At 52.9% G+C, this 20104-nt stretch carries 18 protein-coding genes; 6 read left to right on the top strand and 12 right to left on the bottom strand.

Going from position 1 to position 20104, the window contains the following annotated elements:
• Nucleotides 1-6: 6 nt before the first annotated feature.
• From JOE21_RS06910 to JOE21_RS06895, 4 genes are all read right to left on the bottom strand, one after another.
• Nucleotides 7-1443 (bottom strand): NAD-dependent succinate-semialdehyde dehydrogenase, encoded by a 1437-nt coding sequence (locus JOE21_RS06910; protein ID WP_309864957.1) that lies wholly within the window; start codon nt 1441-1443, stop codon nt 7-9.
• The gene (locus JOE21_RS06905; RefSeq protein WP_309864119.1) at nt 1436-1585 is read right to left on the bottom strand and encodes a hypothetical protein; all 150 of its coding nucleotides are present in this window, start codon (nt 1583-1585) and stop codon (nt 1436-1438) included. The genes JOE21_RS06910 and JOE21_RS06905 overlap by 8 nt, the downstream gene beginning before the upstream one ends.
• Nucleotides 1586-1665: 80 nt before the next feature.
• Nucleotides 1666-2250, bottom strand: a complete 585-nt coding sequence (locus tag JOE21_RS06900) for an ANTAR domain-containing response regulator (RefSeq protein WP_309864118.1) — start codon at nt 2248-2250, stop codon at nt 1666-1668.
• 2 nt (nt 2251-2252) lie between these two features.
• Nucleotides 2253-3656, bottom strand: coding sequence for a sensor histidine kinase (locus JOE21_RS06895; protein WP_309864116.1), 1404 nt, complete (start codon nt 3654-3656; stop codon nt 2253-2255).
• Between the two features lie 412 nt (nt 3657-4068).
• Here JOE21_RS06895 and JOE21_RS06890 point away from each other — a divergent pair, with 412 nt between their 5' ends.
• The 5 genes from JOE21_RS06890 (at nt 4069) to rbsB (ending at nt 9438) form a co-directional block, all read left to right on the top strand.
• Nucleotides 4069-5070, top strand: coding sequence for a LacI family DNA-binding transcriptional regulator (locus JOE21_RS06890; RefSeq protein ID WP_309864113.1), 1002 nt, complete (start codon nt 4069-4071; stop codon nt 5068-5070).
• Entirely contained in the window at nt 5067-6014 is a 948-nt protein-coding gene (gene rbsK / locus JOE21_RS06885) for a ribokinase (protein ID WP_309864111.1), read from the top strand. Before JOE21_RS06890 ends, rbsK begins: the two co-directional genes overlap by 4 nt.
• 35 nt (nt 6015-6049) lie before the next feature.
• A complete protein-coding gene (locus tag JOE21_RS06880) occupies nt 6050-7564 on the top strand; it encodes a sugar ABC transporter ATP-binding protein (protein ID WP_309864108.1) in 1515 nt (504 codons plus the stop codon).
• 61 nt (nt 7565-7625) lie between these two features.
• Nucleotides 7626-8498, top strand: coding sequence for an ABC transporter permease subunit (locus JOE21_RS06875; RefSeq protein ID WP_309864954.1), 873 nt, complete (start codon nt 7626-7628; stop codon nt 8496-8498).
• Between the two features lie 19 nt (nt 8499-8517).
• Entirely contained in the window at nt 8518-9438 is a 921-nt protein-coding gene (gene rbsB, locus JOE21_RS06870) for a ribose ABC transporter substrate-binding protein RbsB (RefSeq protein WP_309864953.1), read from the top strand.
• A 443-nt stretch (nt 9439-9881) separates the two neighbouring features.
• On the opposite strand, the gene JOE21_RS06865 is transcribed toward rbsB, so the two are convergent.
• The 8 genes from JOE21_RS06865 to speE all read right to left on the bottom strand — a co-directional run bounded on the left by JOE21_RS06865 (nt 9882) and on the right by speE (nt 17697).
• Nucleotides 9882-10664 (bottom strand): hypothetical protein, encoded by a 783-nt coding sequence (locus JOE21_RS06865; protein ID WP_309864106.1) that lies wholly within the window; start codon nt 10662-10664, stop codon nt 9882-9884.
• 130 nt (nt 10665-10794) lie between these two features.
• Complete coding sequence (locus tag JOE21_RS06860; protein WP_309864102.1) at nt 10795-11670, bottom strand: hypothetical protein; 876 nt, start codon at nt 11668-11670, stop codon at nt 10795-10797.
• 459 nt (nt 11671-12129) lie between these two features.
• Entirely contained in the window at nt 12130-13416 is a 1287-nt protein-coding gene (locus tag JOE21_RS06855; protein ID WP_309864099.1) for a M14 family metallopeptidase, read from the bottom strand.
• A 179-nt stretch (nt 13417-13595) separates the two neighbouring features.
• Nucleotides 13596-13766, bottom strand: coding sequence for a DUF1427 family protein (locus JOE21_RS06850; RefSeq protein ID WP_309864096.1), 171 nt, complete (start codon nt 13764-13766; stop codon nt 13596-13598).
• 57 nt (nt 13767-13823) lie between these two features.
• Nucleotides 13824-15494, bottom strand: coding sequence for an arginine--tRNA ligase (gene argS, locus JOE21_RS06845; RefSeq protein ID WP_309864094.1), 1671 nt, complete (start codon nt 15492-15494; stop codon nt 13824-13826).
• 1 nt (nt 15495) lies between these two features.
• Complete coding sequence (locus tag JOE21_RS06840) at nt 15496-15909, bottom strand: YwiB family protein (RefSeq protein ID WP_309864092.1); 414 nt, start codon at nt 15907-15909, stop codon at nt 15496-15498.
• A 75-nt stretch (nt 15910-15984) separates the two neighbouring features.
• Entirely contained in the window at nt 15985-16857 is an 873-nt protein-coding gene (speB, locus tag JOE21_RS06835; protein WP_309864088.1) for an agmatinase, read from the bottom strand.
• Between the two features lie 6 nt (nt 16858-16863).
• Entirely contained in the window at nt 16864-17697 is an 834-nt protein-coding gene (gene speE / locus JOE21_RS06830; RefSeq protein ID WP_309864951.1) for a polyamine aminopropyltransferase, read from the bottom strand.
• A gap of 344 nt (nt 17698-18041) precedes the next feature.
• Between speE and JOE21_RS06825 the strand changes: the two genes are divergently transcribed.
• Nucleotides 18042-20096, top strand: a complete 2055-nt coding sequence (locus tag JOE21_RS06825) for a transglycosylase domain-containing protein (protein WP_309864086.1) — start codon at nt 18042-18044, stop codon at nt 20094-20096.
• Nucleotides 20097-20104: the final 8 nt, after the last annotated feature.

Genomic DNA, 20104 nt, shown 5'->3' with positions numbered 1-20104 from the left:
TTTGGTTTAATCCACCATGGCGGTGATGGTTTTTAGTTCCAGGAACTCCTCCAGTCCGTAACGGCCTCCCTCCCGTCCCACCCCGCTCTCTTTGATCCCCCCGAAAGGAGCCTGGGGAACACTGAGGGACGTTCCGTTGACACCCACCATCCCGAACTCCAACTTTTCGCTAACCCGGTGAGTCCGTGCAACGTCACGGGTGAACAGATAGGCGGCCAAGCCGTAGGGGGTTTGGTTGGCCTGATCCACCACTTCCTCCTCGGTCCGGAAGGAGAGAATCGGTGCCACCGGACCGAACACTTCCTCCCGGGTGAGATCCATCGACTCGTCCACGCCGGTCAACACCGTCGGTGCGTAATAAGAACCGCCCGCCCATTCCCCCTCGGTTAACGGGTGTCCTCCCGTCCGCAGACGGGCCCCTTTTTCCACCGCGTCAGAAACGAGCCGGTGCACATTCCGCCGAGCGGAATCATGGATTAAGGGACCGATGTGGATACCGGGCCGGATCCCCGGGCCGACTCTCATCTGTTTCACCTTGGCAACCATCCGTTCCGCCAGTTCTTCGGCCACCGTCTCCTCTGCATAAATCCGGTTGATCCCGTTACACATCTGTCCGCAATTTTCAAATTTATTATCCGCGATGGCGGCCGCCGCCCGCTCCAGATCCGCATCCCCGAAAACGATGGCAGGGGCGTTTCCCCCCAGCTCCAGGGAAACCCGCTTCACTTGATCCGCCGCTTGCCGCATCAATTTTTTCCCCACTTCCGTGGAACCCGTAAAGGAAACCTTCCTCACCCGCGGATCCCCCAGCCAGGCCTCCCCGATTGCGGAAGCCGCCCCCGTCACCAGATTGGCCGCCCCCGCCGGCAGGCCCGTTTCCATTAGGAGCCGGAACAAGGCGATGGCGATCAGAGGGGTTTGCTTTGCGGGTTTTAAGACCACCGTGCATCCGGCGGCAAGTGCCGGAGCCGCCTTGCGTGTCACCATCGCCGCCGGATAGTTCCAGGGGGTGATCAGAGCGGCCACCCCCACGGGCTGTCGGATCACCGTGATTCGCTGGTTCGGTTTATAAGGCGGCAACACCTCACCGCTGACTCTTTTGGCTTCCTCCGCATACCACTGAACAAAAGAAGCGGCCACTTCCAGTTCCCCCGTGGATTCCGCGAGGGGTTTTCCCTGCTCCCTGGTCAGGAGAGGCGCCAGCTCCTCTTTATGTTGGAGGATTTTCTCGGCCCATCGCGTTAAATAGCAGGCACGTTCCCGGGGCAGCAGGGAAGACCAGGCGGGAAAGGCTTCCCAGGCCGCAGTCACCGCCTCCTCGGCCAACTCAGCCCCTCCCAGGGGAACGTTCCCGATCCTCTCTCCATTGGAAGGATCGATTACTTCCATACTCTCGAAAAGGGTTCGTCTTTCCCCATTGATCCAACAGAGCGCCTCATCCATCCACGTGTTCCCATTCACGCGCACTCCCTCCGATCTCCTCGATTTGTTCCATCAGCCAGCGAAAGGTGCCGCCGACCCCCTCTTCTCCCCGCACGTGATAACCGGTGATACCGATGATCCGCCTCGACATCGGTCGGTTCATGTCTTCCTCACTCCTTTCCAAGAAAAAAAGCACCCCGAAAACACATCCACTGGGGCGCCGTTGCCTTTTTTATTCTTTTTTCAGGCCGGATTTTGGGTTTCTTCCTGCCAGATTCGTTTAGACAGCTCTTCCAGGGAGACCCGCTGTTTCATACTGTCTCTGCGCAAGGCTTGATAGGCTTCTTCTTCGGACCAGGCGTATTTTTTCATCAGGATTCCTTTAGCCCGTTCCACCCACTTGCGGCTCGACAGTTTCTTCTCCAACTGTGACAGGTCCCGGCGAAGGATAGAAAACCGCTCTGCCTGGTTGAGAGAGACTTCCACAGCAGGGATCAACTCGCACTCCCGTACCGGTTTGACTAGATACCCGGTGACAAAAGCCTGTTTCGCTTCTTCGATCAAATCCCGCTGACTGTAAGCAGTCAAATACAAGATCGGGATCCCCAGGGACCGGGAGATGATCCTCCCCGCTTTCAATCCGTTCATTCCCGGCATTTTGATATCCATGATGACGAGATCCGGGCGCTTTATATGGGCCAGTTCGACGGCTTGATCTCCGTTGCCCGCCTCTCCTGCGATCTCATAACAGGCTTCCAACAGCATCTCCCTCAAATCCATGCGCAAAATCGATTCATCTTCCGCCAGCAATATACTGGATACGGACAACCCTACCCCTCCTCTGTCGGAAATCGGACGACGGCCTTCGTTCCCTCTAGGCTGGAATGGATGGAAAACGAACCGCCCAGGTCGTGCCTGGTTAAATTTTCAACGATCTTAAGACCGAGGGAGGAATCCTCCGGTTTTCCGTCAAACCCCGTCCCATCATCGATGATTTGAACCTCCATCCATGCCTCATCCCGAGAGAAACGGATCGTTATCTCCCCCTCTTCGCGAAGTGAAAAGGCGTGTTCCACACTGTTTTGGATCAGTTCGTTGGCAACCAGCGCCAGAGAAACAGCTTGATCGGAAGAGAGAACTCCGGGCTCGCCTTCGTATGAGACGTTGATTTTTGTGTCCGGCCGACTGTGGGCCGCCAGCATGTTCCCGACCCGTTGGATCATCTCCATCACCGGGATCGCCTCCACGCCCTTATTAGAGAAAATCTCGTGAACGAAGGCGATACTGATAATCCGATTCAGGCTCTCCTGCAAAACGACCCGGGCTTCTTCGGGGATACCCCGCCTCATTTGCAGGCGGAGGAGACTGGCGATCATCTGCAGGTTGTTCTTCACCCGGTGATGGATCTCCATGATCACCGTGGATTTAACCATCAGTTCCCGTTCCTTTTCCCTCAATTCCGTCAGATCCCGGATCGAAAAGAGAGTGCCTTCCCGCCGATACTCTCTTTGAATACCGATCCCTTTCACAGCATAGGTCTTCCGGTCCGCATTCACCTCCTGGTACCAGACATCCCTGTTTCGATAAGGGAGTGGATCGAGAAACGGGAGAAATTCGGTCACCGGCGTTCCGACCACTTCCCCCGACCCTCCCCATTCGGCAGCCAGGCTGGTTCCCTGAGCATTGGTATAGATCACCCGCGCCTCTTGATCGACAAGGTAGAGCGCTTCCTGCACAATGTCGGGGAAAACGGCCTGCTCCCCCCTATCCATTAGAGTTCGGCTCAGATGCTCCGCTGTGTTGGAAAGTGCTCTCATCCGGGCTTCGTTCATCAGCTGATCGCTGATATCCTGCTCCATGATCAGCGACCCAATCGTACTCCCCTCTCCGTTTTTGATGGGAACGACACTCTGCTTGACCGGTTTTCCCTCCTGCGTAATGGCCCGGTTGCCCACAATGGGTTCCCCTGTCCGGTGAGTCAGGCTAACCGCCGGTTCGTAGGACTCATAGGCGTATTGACCCGCCACCGGCCGCTCATACAGGGATCGGGCGGTTCGAGGTGAGGCCTCGGCCACCACAACGGCATGCCGCCCTTCTTTGACGGGACAGTCAATAAAGATATTGGCCTGAGCCAGATCGGCAATCATGGGTAGAGAATCGGCCAAGCGTGTGATCCGTTCGATGTCCGAGTCCGACAGGACGGTGTATTTCTTGCAGATCTCTTCCAGCCGCAATGTGAGAAAGCTCCTTTTTTTGCAAAAAGGCACCCCCAATGACCGCGATCATTGTAGGCGCCTTTGCCTTCGGAATTGATTCACTTTTGCCTATATTGTAACAGATGGTCAGACTAAAGTAAATCCAATTGATGAAAATATCTGAAAAAATACCCACATAAAAAGGTTAGACACGATTTTTTGTTTTTTTTGTCGGAATCCGGCAGGTAATACGAATCCGCAGGAAGAATATTCGTTATTGGACCTAGAGACCAAAACTGGAGTTGAATGGATCTAAACGCCTACTATTGAAGAACGGATTTCGGTTTGATTGCGATATGGCTGATCAATCATTTGCAAAAACAAGCATGTGACGTCGTACAACCAATGATATAGCAGATAGATTGAAATCAAAAACCTGGAGAGGGTGCATATGACCACCATTCGAGATGTTGCAAAGATGGCGGGGGTGTCGGTGGCAACCGTTTCCCGTGTCATCAATCAGATCAATGACGTTAACAAGGAGACAGAGAATCGGGTACTTCGAGCACTCCGGGATTTGAACTATGAACCCAGCACCCTATCCGAGGGGCTGGGAGCGGAGATAACGGCGACGATCGCGGTCATCTTGCCGGATATCGTCAACCCCTTCTTCGCCGAACTGGCACGGGCGGTGGAGGATACGGCGAGGGCCCATCGGCTTACTGTCATCTTCTGCAATTCCGACGATCAAGGCGCAAAAGAGAAAACCTACATCGAAGTTCTGGAAATGAAAACTATTGATGGGATCCTCTTCGCCTCCAATATATTGGAAGGCGGGGCAATCGACATGATGCGAGAGAAAGGGATTCCCTTCGTGTTGATAGACCGGGCCCCGAAAAAAGGAAGATGTAGCGTCGTCCGCTCCAAAAATGCTGCGGGGGCCAGGATGGCCGTTCACCATCTGATCAAAGGCGGCTGCCGGAAGGTGGCCCATATCGCCGGGCCGCAGGAGTTTATCACCGCCCGGGAACGACAGCAAGGATATCTCGATGTGGTCGGAGAAGCTGATTGGTTTCATCCCGGCCTGATCGTTCCAGGCCATTTCACCATCCAGGGCGGAAAAGGCGCGGCCAGGGCCTTGCGGGAGCACTTTCCAGATGTGGACGGCATTTTCGCCGGCAACGACCTCATGGCCGTCGGTGCTCTTAAAGCCCTGGTTCGTATGGGAGTAAACGTGCCGAAAGAGATGGCTTTGTGTGGTTTTGACGGCGTATCGGTAACGGAGATGACGGAACCGGAACTGACCACAATCGCACAGCCGATCTATGAGATGGGAGAGGCAGCGGTGCTGGAGTTGATTAAACAGATGCAAGGAGAACGAGGAGAAGATTCCGTCAGGGAACTGGATGTCCGATTGATCGAGAGGGGGTCAACAAGGTGGAGAAAAGAATGAACAGGAGACGGGCTCATATTTGCGTTGTCGGAAGCCTCAACATGGATGTGGTGGTAGAAGCCCCCCGGCAGCCCCGGATGGGAGAGACACTGCTCGGAAAAAACGTCCATTTTATTCCCGGAGGAAAGGGGGCCAATCAGGCTGTCGCCGCTGCCCGGCTCGGCGCGAAGACGTCGATGATCGGGCTGGTGGGAAATGACCCTTTTGGAGATTCACTATTGACGTCCTTGAGGGAGAACGGAGTGGAAGCCGCTTCCGTCAAAGCCGTCACGGGGGCGACGGGCGTCGCTTCCATCCTGCTTGCAGAAAGGGACAACTGCATCATTGTCGTTCCCGGAGCCAATGCACACCTCACACCGGAATATCTGGAAGCCAATCGGGATCGGATCGAAGAGGCGGATGTCGTTCTCCTTCAACTGGAGATTCCTCTGGAAACAGTGGCTGCAGCGGCCCACCTAGCCAAGAAGCTGGGCAAGCGAGTCATCCTGAATCCCGCCCCCGCCCAGGATCTTCCCGAAGAACTGCTGAGGGATGTCGACGTAATCACTCCCAACTTCTCTGAACTGGAACGGCTCTCTAGCATATCCGCAGTAGAGGAAGGTCTGGAAGTGGCGATGTCCCACCTAGCCGCGCTAGGTGCCGTCCGGGTGGTGACCACCCTGGGTCAGGAGGGGGCTGCTCTCCGGGTTCCCGGTAAAGGGGTCGTACGGATCCCGGCCCAAAAGGTGAAAGTGGTGGATACCACCGGTGCGGGAGACGCATTCAATGCGGGATTGGCCTGTAGCCTAGCAGAGGAGAAGGATTGGATCGAAGCGGTGGACTTCGCCGTTAAAACGGCCTCCTTGGCTGTAACCCGCCTGGGAGCCCAAGCCGGAATGCCGTCTCGAGAGGAAGTGGAAAGCTACTTTCTGTCACAAGAGTCCTCGTCACGACATCATCCTTAAACGAAAAATAAAAGAGAGGAAAGGGGAAAGACAACATGGAGCCTTATCTGGAGATGAAGGGGGTGCAAAAGAGTTTTGCGGGGGTGAAGGTGCTGAAAGGGGTCGACTTTTCCCTTCTCTCCGGTGAAGTACACGCGCTGGTAGGGCAAAACGGGGCCGGGAAATCCACTCTGATGAAGGTGCTCGGCGGCATCTACCCCAAAGACGGCGGACGGATCCGCGTAAGGGGAAAAGAAAGAGCGATCGTTTCCCCACGGGTGGCTGCGTCCCTGGGGATCGGGATCATCCACCAGGAACTGAATCTCGTTCCCCAGTTGACTGTAGCGGAAAACCTGTTCCTCGGCCGGGAACATATCATCGACGGGTGGCCGGTCATTCGTTGGAGGAGGATGAGAGAGGAGGCTTCCTCATTACTAGAGCGGATCGGAGTGAACATAAACCCAGCCCGTAGAGTAGAGGAACTCTCCGTAGGCCAGCAACAGCTCGTGGAGATCGCAAAGGTCCTTTCCATGAAGGCGGAAATCCTTGTACTGGACGAGCCCACCGCTGCTTTAACCCACCGAGAAACCAAGACATTGTTCGAGACCATCCGTTCCCTGAAAAGCCAAGGGACAGGCATCGTCTATATCTCCCACCGTATGGAAGAGATTTTCCGGATTTCAGACCGGATCACCGTCCTTCGAGATGGAGAGATCGTCAGCACCCGGAAGACCGTTGAAACGGATATGGACGAACTGGTTCGGATGATGGTCGGACGAAAAATAAAGGAATGCTTTCCACAGAAGAGGCCGCGCCTATTTGGAGAGGAGCGAATCCGGGTGGAAAACTTATCCCGCCGAGGCATGGTGGAAGGAATCCATTTTTCCATCCGTGCGGGTGAGATTCTCGGGTTGTTCGGCTTGATGGGAGCCGGTCGGACAGAAACGGCTGACCTTCTGTTCGGAGTGAGACGGAAAGATTCCGGTCGGATTTGGATTGATCACGAACCGGTTCGAATCCGGCAGCCCAGGGATGCCATTCAAGCCGGTCTCACCTATGTCACAGAGAATCGGAAAGGAAACGGGCTCCTGTTATCCATGACGGTAAAGGAAAACCTCTCTCTTCCCCACCTCACTTCCCTTTCCTTCACCGGTGTCATCCACCGGCATCGGGAGGAAGCCCTGGCACGAAACCTCGTGCGGCGGCTTTCGATCCGGACCAATGGAACCAAACAACAGGTGGGCTTCCTAAGCGGTGGGAATCAGCAGAAGGTGGTGATCGGAAAGTGGCTCGCCCGCCGCCCCAAGGTATGTATTCTGGATGAGCCGACGCGGGGCGTCGACATCAGTGCCAAGAAAGAGATCTATCAGTTGATGAACCGACTTACCGGAGAAGGGATGGCGATCCTGCTCATCTCCTCGGATCTGCCGGAATTGCTTAGTATGAGCGACCGGGTTCTCGTTCTTCACGAAGGACGTCCCGCCGATTTTTTTTCCAAGGAGGAGGCCACTCGGGAAAATGTGATGACAGCAGCGACAGGAGGAGGGAGAAAAGTTGCAAACTCCCATTAATCCAAGAGATATTCGAATCCATTGGCTGAAGAAAGTGGGCCCCCTGGCCGGCCTGGGAGGAATGATACTCGTCCTGTCCGTCATCAGCCCGGACTTTTTAAACACCTCGAACGTCTTCAATGTCCTGCGACAAATCTCCATCAACGCTCTACTTGCCTTTGGCATAACCTTCGTCATCTTAACCGGAGGGATCGACCTTTCCGTGGGTTCCATTTTGGCCCTATCCGGGGCACTTACTGCGGGCATGCTGGCTGGAGGAATGGATCCCTGGCTGGCGATTCTAGTGAGTCTGACAGCAGGGGCATGGATGGGAGCGGCCAACGGAGTTCTCATCAGCAAGGGTAGGGTCGCTCCCTTTATCGCCACTTTAGCGACCATGACCATTTTCCGTGGACTGACTCTGGTATATACCGAGGGACGTCCCATTTCCTACGACAACCAAGCGTTTAGTATGCTCGGGAAGGGATACTTTCTGGAGATTCCAGTCCCTGTGATTTGGATGGGGTTCGCCTTCGCCGCGCTGTACTTCCTATTAAAACACACTTCTTTCGGACGTCATGTCTATGCTGTGGGCGGCAATGAGGAGGCGGCGAGGCTGTCCGGAGTCCGGACCGACCGGGTCAAAATCGGCGTGTACACGATCAGCGGGCTACTGGCCAGCTTCAGCGGAATTATCCTAACGGCCCGCCTCAACTCCGCCCAGCCCACCGCCGGCGCAAGCTATGAACTGGACGCCATCGCCGCCGTGGTACTAGGAGGAACCAGTCTGGCTGGGGGCAAGGGATGGCTCATCGGAACCCTGATCGGTTCGATGATTATCGGAGTACTGGACAACGGACTCAATCTTCTTAATGTTCCTTCCTTTTATCAACAGGTGGTGAAAGGCAGCGTGATCTTGGTGGCAGTCTTGTTGGACCGTTTTCAAAAAAACTGATCGGGAGGCAGATTCCATGATGAAAAAAACCGTAACCTTCTTGTTGTCCGTTCTGATTGTAATGGCGGGACTGGTGGGATGTTCCGCCAAGTCCGATTTGGAAGGGGGAAAACCGCAGGAGAAAAAGGTGAAGATCGGTTTGTCCATCTCCACCTTGAACAACCCCTTTTTCGTCACATTGAAGGAAGGGGCGGAAAAAGCGGCCCAGGAAGCGGGAGCGGAACTGATCATCGCCGATGCTCAGGATGACACCGCCAAACAGGCGAATGACGTAGAGGATCTCATCCAAAAGCAGGTAGATATCTTGCTGATCAACCCGACTGACAGCCAGGCGGTCGCTTCGATCATCGAGTCGGCCAACCAGGCGGAGATCCCCGTCATCACCGTAGACCGGGAAGCGGAGGGGGGGAACGTACTCTCCCATATCGCCTCCGATAATGTGGAAGGCGGGAAAATGGCGGGCGAATACATTTTGGAACAGATCGAAAACGAAGGAACGATCGTCGAGTTGGAAGGAATCCCCGGAACTTCTGCCGCCCATGACCGAGGAAAAGGGTTCCATGAGGCAATCGACAGAGAAAAAGGCGTTCAGGTCGTCGCTTCCCAGCCGGCCAACTTTGATCGGGCGAAGGGACTCAGCGTAATGGAAAACATTTTGCAGAGTCAAAAAGAGATCACCGCCATCTTCGCCCACAATGACGAGATGGCCCTCGGTGCTGTTCAGGCGATCCAAGCCGCCAACCAAGACATCCTCGTCGTCGGATTTGACGCCACCGACGATGCAGTAAAAGCCGTCAAAGAAGGATCCCTGGCCGCCACCATCGCCCAAAGACCCGCTGATATCGGAAAAATGGGAGTAGAGGTTGCCGTCAAAGCCGCCAACGGGGAAAAGGTGGAGTCGTTTTATCCTGTGGAATTAGAGATGGTGACAAAACCGTAACACGCTACAGGGAAGAATCAAATAAAAGCGGTGCAGAGTACCTCTGCACCGCTTCCCTTTTAACATTGTACCGCCTAAACGAGTAATCCTGTAAAAAGCGACATCCCCCTTTAAACCCTTTTGTCAACTACTCACCATTGAAATGGTGAGCTTGCAGGCATCCAGTAGTGCAAACGCCAAAAGGCTCCTACCTTAAATTGACCCTTGCATCAGGGCAGATTGACAGCCACCCGTACTGCACCAGTCATGCTGATACAGTCCCTGCACAAACGGTACTAGACTTCCCAAATGTGCAGAACCTACTCCCCTAGGGTGTCTTTGTCGCTTGGGTGTTAAAGTCAAAGAGTGCCTTTATTCAACGGATTTCTCCTTAACTAGAGACAAGTCCCATTCGGCTTTCGGTTTACAAAGGCTATTTTACATTTTTATCCTGTCGGCAATTTTCATGAACCTGCAAAAGATAAACTGCGACCAACCGTTCCATTTTCCGTTTTAACATATAACCCTAGTTCCCCGATAGAATAGTTAATCGTGGATATTTTTTCAATGATAGTGGATAGTGTTAGGCTTCGACCTATCAAACGAGCCTCAAACCCACCATCTTCAAAGTTGATGACTGGATGTTCAAAGTCGGATTGATAGGTAATAGTAGGATAGATATTACTCTTACACGACTCTTCTACCAGCAACAGATCCTTTGTGTGAAGTGCTAACAGGTTCGGGAAGTGATCCGTACCTGAATGATGTATGGAGGATATCGCCACCTCTAAGCTCAGAGGCCCGGAATGTTGAATAGAAGCCATCGGTATTCCTAAGTATTTATGATAGATATCAAAGTCTACCCCTTTGTTATTTAACTCGGAGAGCAACTCTTCATCTTGTGCTTGGCATATGAGCTTAAAAGGTGTTTGTTTGTATTCCTCGAGAAGGCATATAAAAAATCGGACCCATTCTTCTGTATCACCAATGGTATCACTTCCTTCCAGTTGCAGAGTAATAATCGGCAGATCTTTGCTGATTTCAATATCAAGGTCAATATATAAGTCAGAAACAGTATGGTTATAATAAAAATAGATATCAGCACGATTGCTTGATTGATTAGATAAAAATATACTCTCTTTCACTAACGACGAAAACTCATCCGAAAGAGAATTAATTTCACTTTGATCTTGTCCTATTTTCATAGTATTAATCAATTTTCTCTTCGACAATTCCAACTTGTCCATAAATATCCACCTCACCTTTCAATCATGCATGGGGAGGTTGACTTTTGAAACGTATACCTCCCATGTATTCTATAAATCAAAAAAATGAAACTATGTTTCCAGAGTTATTTGATTGTTATTGGATTATAGCTTAGTAGCAGACTGATCTCCTATCCGGCTTTCCGTTTGGTATTGTTTTAGCTCCTTTAGGAAGCAGTGAGCAAAGTGTCCGATGTAGAGCAACATCCGGATAATGATGATAATGCCAAACTCTTGGTCTTTTACCCGTTAGCCCTTTTAGTGGGATCGTACCCTTATCAATGGCAAATACTCTTTTCTTCCCTTTCTTTGTCTTTTGAAACACAACCACTAAGCTATTCACCTGATGACCCGTTTTGCTTGTTACATTCCACTTTACTTCGTAATTTTTCCCCACATTTTTAAGGCGTTTCTTCAAGTATTTCGAAGCAGCAGCAGCCCCTTGTCTAATAATTAGCCGGATGGCAACACGGGCAATAACCCCTGCACCAACAGCTACTATAACAGCAGGTAATGCTGCTGCTACTTGTTCGTCTCCTTCTTGTAGAGATACTCTTTCTAACTCCCTTTCTAGATCAAAAAGCTCAGGAGTAAATAGGTACTCTTCAATGATTTTATCCTGCTCTTCATCACTAAGCAGACTAAACTCCTCTTTTGTTACAGGTATCGAGTCTAAATAGTCATCAATTTTTTTAATGACTTCTCTCTCAGCAGGTGACATCGCACTTAAGTCGTCAATTTGGTCTAACGCTTCAAAATCCTCATCCTCTTCAAGCTCCCTAAAAAAATCCTTTTCATCCATTTCAATATAGTCTTCGTCGTCGAAATCAAATTCGTCAGGTTTATTTTCGTCCACTTCACCAAATAAAATTTTAGGTGGTATTTCTACTGATGTAGCCTCTGCAAACGTGCCTTTTGGTACTGCCATTGCGGTAAATAATGTAATAATAAGAGTTAAGGATACTATCTTATTCAATTTACCGTTCAAGCTTCCCTCATCCTTTCACTTTTTTTGTTTGGCCAAGCAGTTGAATTTCGAAATAAGTCTACTACGGCTAAACCGAGTATATTGTTATGCTATCATAGGGTAGATGGATTTCCTATCGAAATTTAACCTATATAAAAAATATTATATTCCGAGAAATTATTTTATTTATTAGTTTGGTGACAGAAAACAATTAGATAAAATGAGCAATTTTACTTATTTATATTGATCTCTTCATAGAATAGCTCCAATCTGACTTTGGGTTAAAGTAACAGAAGTACAAAAAACAAAAATTTACGAGCCCGGTAACCCACCAGGCCCGTTAAGCTAAGAGTTCATCACTCAGAAGAAGTCCGTCTCCCGAGACTAGAACATCCCACTACTTTTATTTCCAGCGACATCCCCCAATCTGGAATGAAGAGAACGCCCACTTTCTTTGCAATAAGGTATTTACTTTGGACTTCACGACGAACAATACGTCCCTTCCTTGCCGATGGTTCGATAGGGGCAATCCGCCTGTTCCGTTAGATACAGGACGGCTTCTCGATTGCGGCGGGTCTCCCGTCCGATTACGGAACCCGGAGGGTAGAAGCCGGGAATGGCCGTTCTGGGGTACATCTCAAACGTAAAGGCAAAGATCTCGTGTTCACCATAAGCCCAGTCGGTCATATCCCCGTCGGTGATATAAAGGTCGCTCGATTGTTGGGGTCTGTAGCCATTGGTCCGGGCCATTTGCCGCGCCATGGTTTTAAAGACCGCATGATCATCGCGGGTCATATCCGGCGGAACATCGGTATACGTGTAGCCGTAAGGCCACAAAATGAGCTCACTGTAAGTGTGGAAGGTAATAGCAGTACGAATCTGCTGCTCACCATTTATCACCCTGCTGTTGATGAAATCCCGCAGCCGTGCCGTTTCCGGTGCGGAAAAAGGGGAGGCACCCCGATACGTGTCACTGGATGGATTGCCGCTGGAGCCCCCGCAGCAACCCCATTTGTAACCATAGTTACGGTTTAAATCGGTTCCGACAGCGGTGGTTCTCCCATTGGGCTGTCTGTTTTTACGCCAATACCGGTAGCGGCCGTCCCGAATATCGTACTCACCCCCATCGGGATTGAGATTAAACACGATATAAATCTCCCTGGAGTTGACCAGACGGGTGATCCGATCATCCTGTCCATAACCGGACGTAAACAGATCCAGCACATCCAAGGCCATCTCCACCGTCAGATGCTCCCGGGCGTGATGCAAGGAAACGAAGAGAACTTCCGGTTTGTCTTCATCCACCTGTACATTGTCACTAATTTTGGCCGCCCACAGTTCCCGTCTTTCGTGGGATTGGCCGATGCTGAACAATTTCACGATGTCAGGATGCTCCCGGGCGGTTCTCTGAATTTTGTCCACCATCTCCTGATAGTTGTGATAGTCAGAGTCCCTAGGTGGAAAATCCATCGCAGGCAGATACTGGCGAGGATGAAAGCCCAACTTCCGCAGTCGGTCCAACTCCTGTTTGGAGGCATGGATCAAAACGTGGTTCTCCCCCACTTCGTCAATCGAGACGCCTGTACGGGCGATCGCTGTTCGATCCTCCTTTGTTTTCACCTGATCGATGCGATAAGGAAGCTTCGCTTCCTCCATGGACAGGTCCGACTCTACCGTCTGCGCCTGCGATTCCATCCATCCCCATGGCCCTGCCGACACCGCCAGCAACAGAGCCGCCATCCCGTACCACCATCGTTTTCCGCGCATCTTTGCAACCCCTTTCCGGCTTTTTGCCGCAACGGTTGTCCGAATCACCCCCATCATATCCGCAACGATTTGAAATTTCAATATATTTCAAAAAGGAGTCCTCCAACAATTCCCCGCAAGGTCCCTATCTCCTCCATTGAAAAACTCCCCCTTTTTCCTTAGCGGAAAAAGGGGGAGTTTCATCCGGCCCAGAACTGACTGACCCACAGAAAAAGCCTGTAACCCAAATAGATTCCCACAATCCCCAGTATCCCCGGAAGAGCGGGAGGAGCGGGGATCGGCAGTCTCAGAAGGGCGAACAAAAAACCTACCGCCAAACCCGTTAACAAAGAGAGAATGTACAGTTTCATGTTCACCGCGCGGTCGATGGATCCACGCGTAACCCTCCTTTAGATGAAAATGGGTGATTACATCTTCTCCGGGGCGTGAACACCGATCAACGACAGGCCATTCTTCAACGCCTGGGCAACCCCGATCAACAGGGAAAGACGTGCCCGGGTCAGGGTTTCGTCCTCCTGGATCACCCGATGGGCATTGTAATAGCTGTGCAACTGGGTCGCCAGCTCATGCAGATAACGAACCACCCGATGCGGAGCCATCTGTTCCGCCGCAACCGCCACTTCACCGGGAAACTCCGCCAGTTTTTGCAGAAGGTCGTGTTCTTGTTCCTCCGTCAAAGCGGACAGGGATTCCGGATCCAGCGCGACAGGGATCCCCTGATCCCCTGCTTGCTGAAACACGCTGTTAATCCGGGCATGGGCGTATTGTACATAAAACACCGGATTATCGTTGGAATGAGAAACAGCCAGATCCATATCAAAATCCAAGTGGCTGTCGGGACTCCGCATGGCGAAGATGTAGCGGGTGGCATCTACTCCCACTTCTTCCATCAGGTCGACGAGGGTGATCGCCTTGCCGGTTCGCTTGGACATTTTCACCAGTTCCCCGCCCTGATACAGCTTCACCATCTGTGTAATCAGAAACGTCATCTTCTCAGGGTCAAACCCGAGTGCAGCCATGGCGGCTTTCATCCGGGGAACATATCCGTGATGATCGGCGCCGAAAATATTGACGATCCGATCGAAGCCCCGGTTATACTTGTCTCGGTGGTAAGCAATATCCGGGGTGATATAAGTGAAAGAACCGTCCTGTTTGACCAGTACCCGATCTTTATCGTCACCAAAAGCGGAGGCTTTCAACCAGACGGCCCCCTCTTTTTCATAGGTGTGACCCAACCGGGTTAACGTTTCCACCGCCTCTTTCACCGCTCCGGACTGATGCAGGCTGGTTTCGCTGAACCAGCTGTCAAACCGGACACGATAATCCTCCAGGTCCTGTTTGATTTTTTCCAGCAGATGTTTCAACCCGTATTCCCGGATGGTTGTCAGGCGCTCATCATCGCTTAAGTGGACGAGGCGGTCTCCCTCATCGTCGGCCAATTTGCGTCCCAAGTCCGCGATATCCTGCCCGCGATAGCCGTCCTCGGGAAAAGCGGCATCCAGACCCAATGCCTCCCGGTAACGGGCTTCCAGCGACAATGCCATCAGATTCATCTGGTTGCCGGCATCATTGATATAGTATTCACGAGTGACATCGTAACCGGCGGCGTTCAGTACGTTACACAAGACATCTCCGATGGCGGCCCCCCTGGCGTGTCCCAAGTGAAGGCTGCCGGTAGGGTTGGCACTGACGAACTCCACCAGTACTTTTTCGCCTGCTCCGGCATCGGACGTTCCATAACGCTCCCCGAGCGCAGCCATCTCTGTCAATACGGCGGTAAGAAACGAGCGGTCGATAAAAAAGTTGATAAATCCCGGGCCGGCCACTTGGACTTCTTTGATGAAGGCTTTTTTCCGGTCGAGATTGTCCACAATCGCAGTCGCAATCTGACGGGGATTTTGTCTGGCGATCCGGGTCAGCTGCATAGCCAGGTTGGTGGCCAGGTCTCCGTGTGTTTTTTCCCGCGGCACCTCCAGATGTACAGAAGGAATCTCCTCTTCCGCAGCCAGTCCGGCTCGGACTGCCGCTGCCCGCAATTCCAGCTTTAAAACTTCCTGCATGCGTTCCAATGCATTCATGTTACTCCGACACCTCCGTCCAACGAATATCCAGCTGATAGTGGCCGACCGGATCATTTTCCATATGCAAGCGAAATGAAAACCGAATGTGACCGTCTTCCCGTAAGTAATCGATTGTCTCCACTTCCATCTCCGACGTTCCCCCAGGGGTCTCAATCACACTATAGGTCCTTTCCCCCGGCCGGTAAGTCTGTCGATAAGCGATCATCCCCTGACGGATCACCGCCACTTCCGCCGGGTCTGCTTTCACCGTGGTTCTCACCTGATCTTGCTTTCCGGCGTTTTCTAGATAACGGAGAATCCAGGTCTCCCCTTTTCGTTCCAGCCGGCCGTCCAGTTTTTGTTCAATGGTCTCCTCTTTCCCGCCGTCACTGGGGTGAATGAGGGATTGGATCGCCAACTGTATCGCTCCCACACGGCCTTTCTCCTTTCCATCATTGTTCTGCCAACGCAAACTTCCCTCCATGGGGAGGGAAGGCGCATTTTGTTCTCATCGGGAAAAGCCCAGCAGCATTTCACGCAACACCTTGGCTGCTACCACCGGCGTTTGATCGGTGGGATCGTAAGCGGGGGCCACTTCCACTAGATCCGCTCCCACCACATGTACACCGGAACGGGCAATGGCGTGGATCGAGGCTAGTAATTCCGACGAGGTGATTCCTCCCGGTTCCGGTGTACCGGTCCCCGGTGCATAAGCGGGATCCAACACATCGATATCTACAGTCACATAGACGGGACGTCCTTCCAATCCGGGAAGCACGTCTATTAGAGGTTGGAGTACCTCAAACGGATGAAAGTGAATGCCTTCACGCTCCGCACTTTGAAACTCTTCCCGGGTTCCGGAGCGAATGCCGAACTGATAAACGTTATCCGCTCCCAGCAACTGGACGATTTTATGCAAAGGGGTGGCATGAGAATAGATCTCCCCTTCATAATCGGGACGCAAGTCGGCATGGGCGTCCAGATGAATCACCGCCAGTTGGGGATAGTGTCGATATACCTCCTGCACTGCCGGCCACGTAACCAAGTGCTCCCCGCCGATCCCGATGGGGCGTTTTTTCCGTTCCAGCACTTGGCCGACAAATTCCCCGATCTTCTGAATGCTCTTTTCCGGGTTTCCAAAGGGAAGCGGGATGTCGCCGGCATCATAGTAATCAATGTCGGATAAGTCCCGGTCCAGATAGGGGCTGTATTCTTCCAACACGAGCGACACTTCCCGCACCCGGTTCGGACCGAAGCGGGAACCCGGACGAAAACTGACGGTCCAATCCATCGGCATCCCGTAGAGTACCGTCTCCGCCGCTTCCAAATCCGAAGTGGATGCGATGAAGACGCGACCGGAATAAGCTTCGTCAAAGCGCAACCTCGCTCACCCCCGTTCGGTTAATTCTTTGACAAACGCCGGCAACGCAAACAATGCATGGTGCAGTTCAGGGGTGTAATAGCGGGTATCCAGCTCCGGAATCTCCCCTGTATCCAGGGTCAACGGATCTCGGCCCTTGGATCCCAAGGTAAAACTCCACAATCCGCTGGGATAGGTGGGAACACTGGCTGTATACAGGCGTGTCACCGGAAACAGAGAGCGAAGGTCCCGGTTTACTTGTGCAATCAAATCCCGGTTGAACCAGGGGGATTCCGTCTGAGCCACCATGATGCCGCCTTCCCGAAGCGCTCGGTGAATCCCTTCGTAAAAAGGCCGTTGAAACAAGCCGACCGCCGGCCCCACCGGTTCGGTGGAGTCTACCAGTATCACATCATAGGTGTCCGGATGCGCTTCGATATGTTGGATTCCGTCTTCCACACGGATCCGAACACGGGGGTCGGACAACGCGCCTGCGATTTTGGGAAAGTATTCCCGGGAGACTTCAATCACCCGTCCGTCGATTTCGCAAAGGGTAGCCGATTCTACACCGGGGTGTTTCAACACCTCGCGGATTACCCCCCCATCCCCGCCGCCGACGACAAGCACATGCTTCGGATCCGGGTGAGTCACCATTCCTACGTGTGTCAGCATTTCATGGTAAACAAATTCATCCCGGTCGGTGGTCATCACCATCCCGTCCAAAACCAACATCCGGCCGAATTCCTTCGTTTCGATAACATCCACGTGTTGAAATTCGGTTTTTTCATGATGAAGGGTCTGTTCGATTTTGGCAGTGATTCCGAAGTGGGGGGTTTGCTTTTCCGTATACCACAGCTCAATATCCATGGATTCCATTCTTCTCCTTTGCAACAAGCCTTCCTTAAGAATAATCCAATCGCCGATTCAAGACAATCATCAATCCGGATTCCCCTTGTCAGCAGAAAGGACGGGGTCCATTGTGAAGTTCGCGGCACCGTCTCCCCCATGCATAATCAATTTCTCCCTTCCTCATACTAGTAAGGATTACCAGACCGATGAAGAATGAAACGAATGTGCCATTAGGTAAACTTTTACTTTTCACGCTGAGGGGTCGGTCGGCTTGATTTACGTCTCCAGTTCCGATATTGGTAGATAGGCACGAGCACCGGCTTTTATCCCGGTGTGATCAATCAGGGGGAATCGAAATGACCGACGGCATGGACCGTCATACATCCACCCAACCCATTCCACCCATGACGCCCGCCTTTGGCCGTTGGTGGCGGCGGATGCGCTTCCTTCTGCGCTGGGCCTCCTTCTGTCTGGTGGTGGCCATGGGACTTTCTTTTCTGACTGTGCTCTATTTAAAATCCAAACCCCTGCCTCCTCCGGATATCGGCATTACCACCAAAATCCTCGATGTGCGTGGCCGCGCCATCGATCAATGGGATCAGGGGGAGCACCGGGATTATATCCCTTTACAGGAGCTACCCCAACCATTGATCCAGGCCACCCTGGCGGCGGAAGATCGCCAGTTTTATGAACACCACGGGTTTTCTCCCCGGGGGATCCTGCGTGCTGCCTGGGTCAACCTGCGAGATGGGCGGGTTTCCCAGGGAGCCAGCACGATCACGCAACAACTGGCGCGCAACCTGTATCTGACCCATGACCGAACATGGTCGCGAAAATGGAAAGAGGCGGTCTACACCTCCCAGTTGGAACTTCATTTTGACAAAAATGAAATCCTGGAGATGTACCTGAACAAAATCTACTACGGCCACGGCGCATATGGAGCGGAACGAGCCGCCCGCGCTTATTTTGGTAAATCCGCCCGCCACTTAACGTTGGCGGAAAGCGCCGTGTTAGCGGGTATTCCCCGGGGGCCGCGCTGGTATTCCCCCCTGGACAATCCCAAACGGGCCAAACAGAGGCAAGCCGCTATCCTGGATGCCATGACCCAACAGGGGATGATTCCCGCTCGTGCAGCGGAACAGGCCAAAAACGAACACCTGGTATACGCCACTCCACCCAAACCCGGTCCCGCCCGTGCTCCCTGGTTCCGGGATGCGGTCCTGCATGAAGCCGTCTCGCGCTTTGGACTGGATGAAGCACTGGTGCGCAATGGCGGACTGCGTATCCATACCACCTTGGATCTGGCTGTGCAACAATGGGCGGAGCGAGCGATGGAACGCAACCTGGCCACCCAACCCGATTTGGAGGGCGCTTTGGTCAGCATCGACCCTCATACCGGCCATATTAAGGCGATGGTGGGTGGACGAAATTACCAACGCTCGCAATTCAACCGCGTTTTTGCCAAACGACAGCCGGGTTCCACCTTTAAACCGGTCGTTTACCTAGCTGCCTTGGAACGGGGACTCACACCCGCCACCCGCTTTGAGAGCAAACCGACCGCCTTTACCCATGACGGAAAAACATACCGTCCCACCAACTATCACGGACGTTATGCGGATCGACTGATCTCCATGGGGGAAGCCATCGCTACATCGGATAATGTATACGCGGTTCACACCCATTTGACGATCGGAGAGGAGGAGGCGGTCCGGATGGCCCGCCGTCTGGGTATCCAAAGTCCGCTGAACCCCGTGCCTTCCCTGGCTCTGGGAACCAGTGATGTCAGCCCCTTGGAGATGGTACAGGTATATGCTACATTGGCAGCTGGCGGGGTGCACCACCCGCCGACGGCGATTCTGCGGATTGAAGCTCCAGATGGAAGAATCCTGGCACAATCCAAACCACAAGGCGAATCCGTGCTCTCTCCGGGAGAAGCATTCGTCATGACCCATATGCTGGAGGGAGTGTTTCAACCCGGGGGAACAGCCAACCGCGTCGGGCAAATCCTCCATCGCCCCGTCGCCGGCAAAACAGGAAGTACCGATTGGGATTCGTGGCTGTCCGGGTTTACCCCGGAGCTGGCTACTACGGTATGGCTGGGATACGATCAGCACCGGGAATTGCCGCGGGGGACCTCACGCTTAACTCATCAGATCTGGGGTACCTTTATGCGGGATGCCTTGGCAAACGTCAAGCCGCACCGCTTCCCTGTCCCCCATGGAGTCGTACGGGTAAAAATCGATCCGCAAAGCGGAATGGTGGCCGGAGCAGACTGCCCTCGGTCGGTAACTGCATATTTTATGGAGGGAACACAGCCGCGGCAAACCTGTTCCCTGCACCGACACGAGCCCACCGACAACAAACAGACACCCTGGTGGTGGGAGTGGATTAAAAAATGGTGGTCCGGGTAAACCGGCCA

Origin of the sequence: Desmospora profundinema, assembly GCF_031454155.1 — a bacterium.
GTDB classification, from domain to species: Bacteria; Bacillota; Bacilli; order Thermoactinomycetales; family DSM-45169; genus Desmospora; species Desmospora profundinema.
Note: the sequence above shows the minus strand (reverse complement) of the source record. Positions and strands in the feature narration are given on the sequence as shown.